This is a genomic window from Prochlorococcus marinus str. MIT 9107, assembly GCF_000759855.1.
Classification (GTDB): domain Bacteria; phylum Cyanobacteriota; class Cyanobacteriia; order PCC-6307; family Cyanobiaceae; genus Prochlorococcus_A; species Prochlorococcus_A marinus_N.
The window spans coordinates 127956-136550 of the sequence record NZ_JNAI01000001.1 but is presented as its reverse complement, the minus strand read 5'-3'; the positions used below and the strand labels follow the sequence as shown (position 1 = coordinate 136550).

Sequence of the window (8595 nt, the reverse complement as noted above, 5' to 3'; positions counted from 1 at the left end):
GATCAAATTCTTCTATTGCCAGAAGGTACGAGATACCAATTGTTGGCTCCTGTTGTAAGAGGGAAGAAGGGGACACATATAAAATTAATAAGTGGACTAGCTGCTGAGGGATTTGCTAGGGTAAGAATCAACGGCGAGGTAAGAGAACTTGCTGATAGTATTGAATTAGATAAAAATCAAATTCATAATATTGAGGTAGTAGTTGATAGATTAATTGCAAGAGATGGAATACAAGAAAGATTGAATGATTCTCTACAAACTTGTCTCAAAAGAGGTGATGGTTTAGCAATAGTAGAAGTTGTTCCAAAAAAAGGAGAAGATTTGCCTTCTAATTTAGAGAGGGAAAAATTATACTCAGAAAATTATGCTTGCCCTGTACATGGTTCTATCGTAGAAGAACTTTCTCCGAGATTATTTTCCTTTAATAGCCCATATGGTGCCTGTCAAGATTGTCATGGGATTGGTTATTTAAAAAAATTTACTTCAGATAGAGTTATACCAGATAAAACATTACCGGTTTATGCTGCAATTGCTCCTTGGAGCGAAAAAGATAATACTTATTATTTTTCATTACTATATTCTGTAGGTCAAGCTTATGGTTTTGAATTAAAAACTCCTTGGAAAGATTTAAGTGATTTGCAAAAACAAGTTTTACTTTTAGGATCAGATAAACCAATATTAATTCAAGCTGATAGTCGTTTTAAAACTTCTAGTGGTTTTGAAAGGCCTTTTGAGGGAATCTTACCAATACTAGAAAGGCAATTGAATGAAGCTAATGGAGAATCTGTTAAACAAAAGTTAGAAAAGTATTTAGAGTTAGTACCTTGCAAAACATGTTTTGGAAAAAGATTGAGACCTGAGGCTTTGGCAGTAAAACTTGGTCCATACAACATAACCGATTTAACCTCTATAAGTGTTTCTGATACCTTGACTCATGTCGAGCGAATCATGGGAATAGGTCTGACTAATAATGAAAAGATATCTTTGTCAGAAAAACAAAAGCAGATAGGTGAATTGGTTCTAAAAGAGATTCGTTTACGTTTGAAGTTTTTAATTAACGTAGGTTTAGATTATTTAACTTTAGATAGACCAGCAATGACTTTGTCTGGTGGAGAGGCTCAGCGTATTAGATTAGCTACGCAAATAGGTGCAGGTCTTACGGGTGTTTTATATGTGTTAGACGAGCCAAGTATTGGTTTACATCAGAGAGACAATGATAGATTATTAGAAACATTAAAAAGCTTAAGAGACTTAGGAAATACTTTAGTTGTCGTTGAACATGACGAAGATACTATGAAAGCTGCAGATTATTTAGTGGATATTGGTCCAGGAGCTGGTGTTTATGGTGGTGAAATTATTGCTAAAGGATCATATCAAGATGTCTTGAAATCAGATAGGTCATTAACTGGAGCTTATCTTAGTGGTAGGAAGTCGATTCCTACTCCAAAAGAACGAAGATCGTCTGTTAAAAAAAGCTTAATTTTAAATAATTGTTCAAAAAATAATTTAAAGAATATATCTGTAGAATTCCCTTTGGGAAGATTAGTTTCTGTAACTGGTGTAAGTGGAAGTGGTAAAAGTACATTGATAAATGAATTGCTTCATCCTGCTTTGTGTCATTCTCTAGGATTAAAAGTTCCTTTTCCTCAAGGTGTTAAAGAGTTAAAGGGTATAAAGGCAATTGATAAAGTTATTGTTATTGATCAATCTCCAATAGGGAGAACACCAAGATCAAATCCTGCCACCTATACCGGCGCTTTTGATCCTATAAGGCAGATATTTACTGCCACAGTGGAAGCCAAAGCAAGGGGTTATCAGGCTGGTCAGTTTAGTTTCAATGTGAAAGGAGGAAGATGCGAGGCGTGCAAAGGACAGGGAGTTAATGTCATAGAAATGAATTTTTTACCTGATGTGTATGTTCAATGTGAAGTATGCAAAGGTGCTCGCTTTAATAGGGAAACTCTTCAAGTTAAATATAAAGGTTTTAATATATCTGATGTTTTAGAGATGACTGTTGAACAAGCTGCAGAAACTTTTTCTGCTATACCGCAAGCTGCGGATAGATTATCTACATTAGTAGATGTCGGTTTAGGATATGTCAAATTAGGCCAACCTGCTCCTACATTGTCTGGTGGAGAGGCGCAAAGAGTTAAGTTGGCTACAGAATTATCTAAAAGGGCTACTGGAAAAACTCTATATTTGATTGATGAACCAACTACAGGTTTAAGTTTTTATGATGTTCATAAATTAATGGACGTAATTCAACGCTTGGTAGATAAAGGGAATTCTGTAATTGTTATCGAACATAACTTAGATGTAATTAGATGTTCTGATTGGATCATTGATCTAGGACCTGATGGAGGAGATAAAGGTGGCGAAATTATTTCAGAAGGTATTCCTGAAGATGTAGCTAAACATCCCACAAGCTATACAGCAAAATATCTGAAAAAAGTTCTCAAATAAGAAATCTTTGTTGTATTTCTTTTTATTTTTAATTATTTGATTAAAACTAAAGTTCTCTTTAAAGGACGATAATTCATGTCTGTAACTGCTTTTTGAAAAACTTTTGGATTAAAAAACTTAAAATCATAATGCTTTCTTAATATTTACTCTAGAAATTCAGCTTATTTGTATTAAAGGCGTTTGATCTGAGGATTTGCTGAATGAGGATTAAATTTTTACATTTACATTTACATGGTCTCATACGTTCCAAGAATCTTGAATTAGGAAGGGATGCAGATACTGGAGGGCAAACACAATACGTTTTAGAGTTAGTTAAAAGCTTGGCTAATACTTCGGATGTTGACCAAGTAGATTTAGTTACTCGTTTAATAAACGATTCTAAAGTTGACGATGAATATTCTCAAGAAGAAGAATTTGTAGACCCTGGAGTTAGAATTTTAAGATTTAAATTTGGACCTAATAAATATTTAAGAAAGGAATTACTTTGGCCTTATTTAGATGATTTAACTGAAAGCCTTATCTCTTATTATGAAAAAAATAATAAGCCTGATTTTATTCATGCACATTATGCAGATGCTGGATATGTAGGAGTTAAACTTAGTAAATCTCTAAACGTTCCACTTATTTTTACTGGTCACTCATTAGGAAGAGAAAAAAAGAGGAAATTGCTTGATACTGGTTTAAAAACTAATCAAATTGAAAAGCTTTATTCCATAAGCAAAAGAATTGATGCAGAAGAAAAAGCTTTAAAGTCTGCAGATATTGTTGTTACAAGCACTAAACAAGAGTCAGTTTATCAATATTCTCAATATTCTTCTTTTTCACTTCATAAAGCTAAAGTTATTCCACCCGGTGTTGATCATAACAAGTTTCACCATATTCACTCGACGACAGAGACAGCTGAAATTGACAATATGATGAAACCTTTCCTGAAGGATTCTATAAAACCTCCATTATTGACTATATCTAGAGCTGTACGAAGAAAAAATATTCCTTCTTTAATTGAGGCATATGGAAAATCTGAAAAATTAAAAAGAAAAACTAATTTAATTTTGATTTTGGGTTGTCGAGATAGCACTTCAAAACTTGATCCTCAACAAAAAGATGTATTTCATAATATTTTTGAAATGATTGATAAATATAATTTGTATGGAAAGGTAGCTTATCCTAAAAAACATCTCCCAAGTCAAATTCCCGCTTTATATAGGTGGGCTGCTAGCAGAGGGGGTGTATTTGTAAATCCAGCTTTAACAGAGCCTTTTGGATTAACCCTTCTTGAAGCTTCTTCATGTGGATTGCCAATAATATCAACAAATGATGGAGGACCAAAAGAAATTTGCACAAAATGTGAAAATGGACTTCTAGTAGATGTTACTGATATTAATAAGTTGAAAGTTATTCTTGAAAAAGGAATTTCAAATAGCGATCAGTGGAAATTATGGAGCAGAAATGGAATTGAGGGTGTTAATAGACATTTTAGTTGGAACACTCATGTGCAAAATTATTTATCAATACTCAAAGAACATTCTTCAAGCCCAAATAGTTATTCTTCATCTGATATTAAACAGAGTTGTTTAAAAGGAAGTTCTTCACTTATAAAACCCCATTGATCGAATACTTTTGGATCAGGATGAAGAATTAGTTGATTATTATGCTTTTTCTTTAGTTTGAAGCCTTTCTTGGATAGTTTTTTCAATAAGTTAGCTGTTTCTTCAAATCTTGATGCCATTGCATCAAGACTTGAACAGTCACTTGTTAATCCATTATCTTTCCATGTAAAAAAACTCATAACAAATTTTTTAAAGGTTGATTTTTAAAACTATACCTAAAATTACAAGTAAAATGTTGATTTTCCAAAAATTTTCAACTATTTTTTGTTCCTTAACTCCTTTAAGTTCAAAATGGTGGTGTAGTGGCGCCATTAAAAAAATGCGTTTACCTCTGAGAAATAATTTTTTTGAAATTTTAAAAAACCCTACTTGAATTATTACTGATAAAGATTCAATAATAAAAATTCCTGAGAAAATAGATAAGGTAAAAACGCTATTAGTTAATAACGCTATAGAGCCTAGAATTGCTCCAATACTTAAAGATCCTGTGTCACCCATAAATATTTTCGCTGGATAATTATTATATTTGAGAAATCCTAAGCATATGCCGGACATTGAATAACATAAAATACTAAAAACAATAAGCTCTTGCTGTTCTTTCATTAATATTTCTGTTCCTAATCCATAAAAGACAATCCCACTGCATCCAGCTGCTAATCCATCTAGTCCATCAGTTAAATTTACTGAATTACTGATTCCAACAAGGACTAAAAATGAAATGGGCAATATGAAAATATTCATATTTATTCCCCAGGAGTCAGATACTATAATTAATGGATTTATTAAATTTTTTTCATATGCTAAAAATATAAAAATTATCGAGATGATACTTTGTAGGATAAATTTATCTTTTGTTTTTAAGCCTGTGTTTTCTTTGTTTTTGATGCTTAAATAATCATCTAAAAATCCTGTAGAAAAGAAACCTAAAATTGTAAGTAATAAAAGAAATAATTCTAAGGAGCCTAATTTTAAAGTTATTATTAAAAGAAAAATCAAAAAAGGGGTTATCATAAAAATCCCCCCCATTGTTGGGGTATCACTTTTTTTAAAGTGATTATGAGGGCCTTCAGTTCTAATATTTTGAAGTAAATCTAATTTTTTGATTATTTTTAAACCATTCTTTGTTGCAAATAAAGAAATAAAAAAAAATAATGTGTAAATTCCTATAAAAATAAAATTATTAAAAAAATAGGAAGTAACTATTAGAGAAAAAGTATTTAATATTAATAATGATTTAAAGTTAAACTTTTTAATCTTCCCAATCATCTTCTGAAGGATCTTCTTCAGCTTTGTAATCTTCTTTTTCTCCCATAAGTGCTGAAAGTTCTTCTTCTTCTATTGTACTAATCTCTTGGGAATCTCCCTCTTTTTCAGTAACAAGTCTTCCTGTGTTTTCAAGCCAAGAAAGTAGATCAGGCTCATCTCTTAATGGTAAAACAGGAGCTGGATCATTTCTGTGGTAGCAAGTTAAAGCAGGATTGACTTCAGAAATATCGTCTAATCTTAGTTTTAGTTTATTTGAGTCCATTAAAGGGTATGTTCTATATATAAGATAATACATAATGATGCACACGAAAAACTTTGTTTGATAAAGGAAATTTAAAATACTTTTTTATCTGGCTACTTTCATTGTTGCTGTCTGGATTATTTAAACTTTTTGGATACTTGCATCCTAATGTTTTAATAATTAATAACTTTCTTCTCTTGTTACTAGTTTTTGGCCCAGCTCTTTTAGTTACAATAATATTAGTTTTTAATAAGTTTTCAAATTCTTAATTACGTCAAAAATTTAAATTTATGGAGCAAATTTAGATGCAGCAGGTAAAAAAAATTGTACTAGCGTATTCTGGCGGGGTAGATACGAGCGTTTGTATTCCATATCTAAAGAATGAATATGGAATTTCAGAAGTGGTTACTTTTGTAGCAGATCTTGGGCAAGGCGAGAATTTAGATCTTATCAGACAAAAAGCTTTAAATTCTGGTGCATCTAAATCAATCGTCGGTAATTTAGTTAATAGTTTTGTTGAGAGATTCGCCTTTCCAGCTATTAGAGCAAATGCATTATATTTAGATAAATATCCTTTATCTACAGCTCTTGCAAGGCCTTTAATTGCTGAAAATCTCGTAAGTATTGCACGAGAGATTAATGCTGATGCAGTAGCTCATGGATGCACTGGTAAAGGCAATGATCAAGTTCGATTTGATTTGGCAATTAATGCTTTAGGACCTGATTTGAAAATAATTACTCCTGCAAGGGAGTGGAACATGAGTAGAGAAGAGGCAATAGAGTATGGAGAAAAATTTGGTATTCCTGCACCAGTATCAAAAAAATCTCCATATTCAATAGACGTTAACTTACTTGGTAGGAGCATTGAAGCGGGTATTTTAGAAGACCCAATGCAAGAAACACCTGAAGATATATTTGCGATGACATCATCAATTGATAATTCACCTGATTCCCCTCAAGATATAGAAATTGTCTTTACAAATGGGTTTCCAGTTGGAATTAATGATGAATTTTTAACTCCAGTAGAGATTATTCAAAAAGCTAATGATCTTGCTGGTAAATATGGTTTTGGAAGAATAGATATGATTGAAGATCGAGTAGTAGGAATTAAGAGTAGAGAGATTTACGAAACACCTGGCCTCTTACTTTTAATCAAAGCTCACAAAGAGTTAGAGAGCATTACATTAAACCCAGATGTCGTCGAGTTTAAAGGAATAGTGGAAAAAAAATGGGGGCAATTAGTCTATCAAGGGTTTTGGTTTGGACCTCTTAAAGATAGTTTAGATGCATTTATTTCATCGACTCAAACTTCAGTCAATGGAAGAGTAAAGATTAGATTACATAAGGGAAACGCAATAGTAATTGGGAGAATGTCTGAAAATAATTCACTTTATAGGGAAGATTTGGCAACTTATAGCAAAGATGATATTTTTAATCATTCTTTAGCAGAGGGTTTTATTTATATGTGGGGTATGTCTAACAAAATATGGGCAGAATTAAATCAAAAACAATAGATTAATAATGTCTATGATTTTGTGTTTTCTTTGATTTCAGTATCAGCTTTTTCCGAAGTTGAACTATCAGCACTTGATACCGTTTGTTTTTCTGTAGGTTCAACTTTAGTTTCTGGATTATCTTTATCTTCTGCTTGAGCTGAACTCTTAGTTGAAGGTCTTGGGGTTGGCAAAGGTCCTTCTTGTTTAACGGTCATGTACCTTATTACATCTTCACTTAGTCTCATTGCTTTTTCAATTTTGAAAATATGTTGTCCATCTCCCTGATGACTTAGCTGGACGTAAATTCCTTCTCTATGTTTTGCTATTTGATAGGCTAATCTTCTCTTACCCCTCATTTGACTATCAAGGATGGTACCGCCAAATTCTTCTAAAAGTTTATTGTATTTATCAATGTGATTGGTCACTTCATCTTCCGCAATGTCTGGGCGGAGGATGTACATAGTTTCGTAATAGGATTGTTGATCGTTCATAGTTTCAGACGAGGTCTTTGGCTCATAAATTGATTTGATGAGCGTCTGTTTATATTTTACGATACATCATGATGTGCAGTTCCTTGGAAATCAGCATCATTTTTTTAAAGATAATTTTTTAGCGTGTCATTCATAATATGAAAAGGTACTTCTAAACCATTTGTCCAAAATGATAATGATTTCAATCCTTGTGCAACAAGCATTTGCAAACCATCGATAGTCATGCATCCTTTTTTAGCGCTAAATTTCAATAGATGAGTTGGAGCAGGATTGTAGATTAAATCATAAATAATTGTTTTCGAGTTAAGAGATCTCCAAAAAGCCTCCCCATAGGGCAATACATTCATGTTATGTTTACTTGTTTTCATTCCTACTGGTGTTGTATTTACAATTAAGTCTGCTTCTTCAATTAAATTTTGAGCTTGATTATCATTACTTGATAAACCCTGAATTTTAATTTGACTTTTAAAATTTTTTATTAATTCATCTAGTGATGATTTGTTACGTGATACTACTGAAATTTTTGAAAGATTTAAATTTATTAATCCTTGAATAACAGATCTTGCTGCGCCACCTGAGCCAAGAACCATCGATTGTTTTTTTGTTAAGTTTAATGTTTTTAATGGATAAATAAATCCGTCTACATCCGTATTAGTTGCGCTCCATTCTTTTTCAGAATTCAATTTAAGAGTATTAATTGCTTTCAGTTGTTTAGCAATAGGGGTAATCTCACTGCAAAGGTTAAATACTGTTTCTTTGTGGGGAATAGTAATGTTTAAACCCTTACAATTAATTTTTTTTAAAGAATGCAGAACCAATTCTAGATCTTCATCCTTGCAAGGTATAGCAATATAAATTAAATCTAAGCCTAAATATTGAAGGGCAGCATTTTGCATAATTGGTGACAAGGAATGGCTTACTGGATTGCCGATTAATGCAATAAAAGATGTCTTACTTGAAATCATGTTTAGAAATTTTTTCTTAAAAAATAACGGCCTGTTCGGGAACCACACCCCGTTATTGAGTAA

Annotated in this window: 8 protein-coding genes; 3 read left to right on the top strand and 5 right to left on the bottom strand. The window is 32.1% G+C overall.

Annotated elements, in window-relative coordinates:
- Positions 1–2463 (top strand): excinuclease ABC subunit UvrA (gene uvrA, locus EU92_RS08035; RefSeq protein WP_032523503.1); only part of this gene is annotated, 2463 nt, incomplete at its 5' end.
- A 200-nt stretch (positions 2464–2663) separates the two neighbouring features.
- Positions 2664–4073: a glycosyltransferase gene (locus EU92_RS08040; protein ID WP_032513222.1), complete on the top strand. Its 1410-nt coding sequence runs from the start codon at positions 2664–2666 to the stop codon at positions 4071–4073.
- Here EU92_RS08040 and EU92_RS0108690 read toward each other — a convergent pair.
- The 3 genes from EU92_RS0108690 to EU92_RS08050 are packed head-to-tail and all read right to left on the bottom strand — an operon-like array spanning position 4007 to position 5601.
- Positions 4007–4252 (bottom strand): hypothetical protein, encoded by a 246-nt coding sequence (locus EU92_RS0108690; protein ID WP_032513220.1) that lies wholly within the window; start codon positions 4250–4252, stop codon positions 4007–4009. The genes EU92_RS08040 and EU92_RS0108690 overlap by 67 nt on opposite strands.
- 10 nt (positions 4253–4262) lie before the next feature.
- Positions 4263–5339, bottom strand: a complete 1077-nt coding sequence (mraY, locus tag EU92_RS08045) for a phospho-N-acetylmuramoyl-pentapeptide-transferase (RefSeq protein ID WP_032513218.1) — start codon at positions 5337–5339, stop codon at positions 4263–4265.
- Positions 5323–5601 carry a DUF3134 family protein gene (locus tag EU92_RS08050; protein WP_032513217.1) on the bottom strand — a complete coding sequence of 93 codons (279 nt, stop codon included), beginning with the start codon at positions 5599–5601 and terminating at the stop codon, positions 5323–5325. The genes mraY and EU92_RS08050 overlap by 17 nt, the downstream gene beginning before the upstream one ends.
- Before the next feature lie 284 nt (positions 5602–5885).
- Between EU92_RS08050 and EU92_RS08055 the strand changes: the two genes are divergently transcribed.
- Positions 5886–7094 (top strand): argininosuccinate synthase, encoded by a 1209-nt coding sequence (locus tag EU92_RS08055; protein ID WP_032513216.1) that lies wholly within the window; start codon positions 5886–5888, stop codon positions 7092–7094.
- An 11-nt stretch (positions 7095–7105) separates the two neighbouring features.
- Here the strand turns inward: EU92_RS08055 and rpsF are convergent, their stop codons facing one another.
- Together rpsF and EU92_RS08065 are read right to left on the bottom strand one after the other, a co-directional pair.
- A complete protein-coding gene (gene rpsF / locus EU92_RS08060; protein WP_032513215.1) occupies positions 7106–7567 on the bottom strand; it encodes a 30S ribosomal protein S6 in 462 nt (153 codons plus the stop codon).
- Between the two features lie 104 nt (positions 7568–7671).
- A complete protein-coding gene (locus EU92_RS08065) occupies positions 7672–8532 on the bottom strand; it encodes a shikimate dehydrogenase (RefSeq protein WP_032513214.1) in 861 nt (286 codons plus the stop codon).
- Positions 8533–8595: the final 63 nt, after the last annotated feature.

Coding starts and splice junctions, on each gene's coding strand:
- EU92_RS08040 (WP_032513222.1), top strand. CDS start 2,664: ATGAGGATTAAATTTTTACATTTACATTTACATGGTCTCATACGTTCC.
- EU92_RS0108690 (WP_032513220.1), bottom strand. CDS start 4,252: ATGAGTTTTTTTACATGGAAAGATAATGGATTAACAAGTGACTGTTCA.
- mraY (WP_032513218.1), bottom strand. CDS start 5,339: ATGATTGGGAAGATTAAAAAGTTTAACTTTAAATCATTATTAATATTA.
- EU92_RS08050 (WP_032513217.1), bottom strand. CDS start 5,601: ATGGACTCAAATAAACTAAAACTAAGATTAGACGATATTTCTGAAGTC.
- EU92_RS08055 (WP_032513216.1), top strand. CDS start 5,886: ATGCAGCAGGTAAAAAAAATTGTACTAGCGTATTCTGGCGGGGTAGAT.
- rpsF (WP_032513215.1), bottom strand. CDS start 7,567: ATGAACGATCAACAATCCTATTACGAAACTATGTACATCCTCCGCCCA.
- EU92_RS08065 (WP_032513214.1), bottom strand. CDS start 8,532: ATGATTTCAAGTAAGACATCTTTTATTGCATTAATCGGCAATCCAGTA.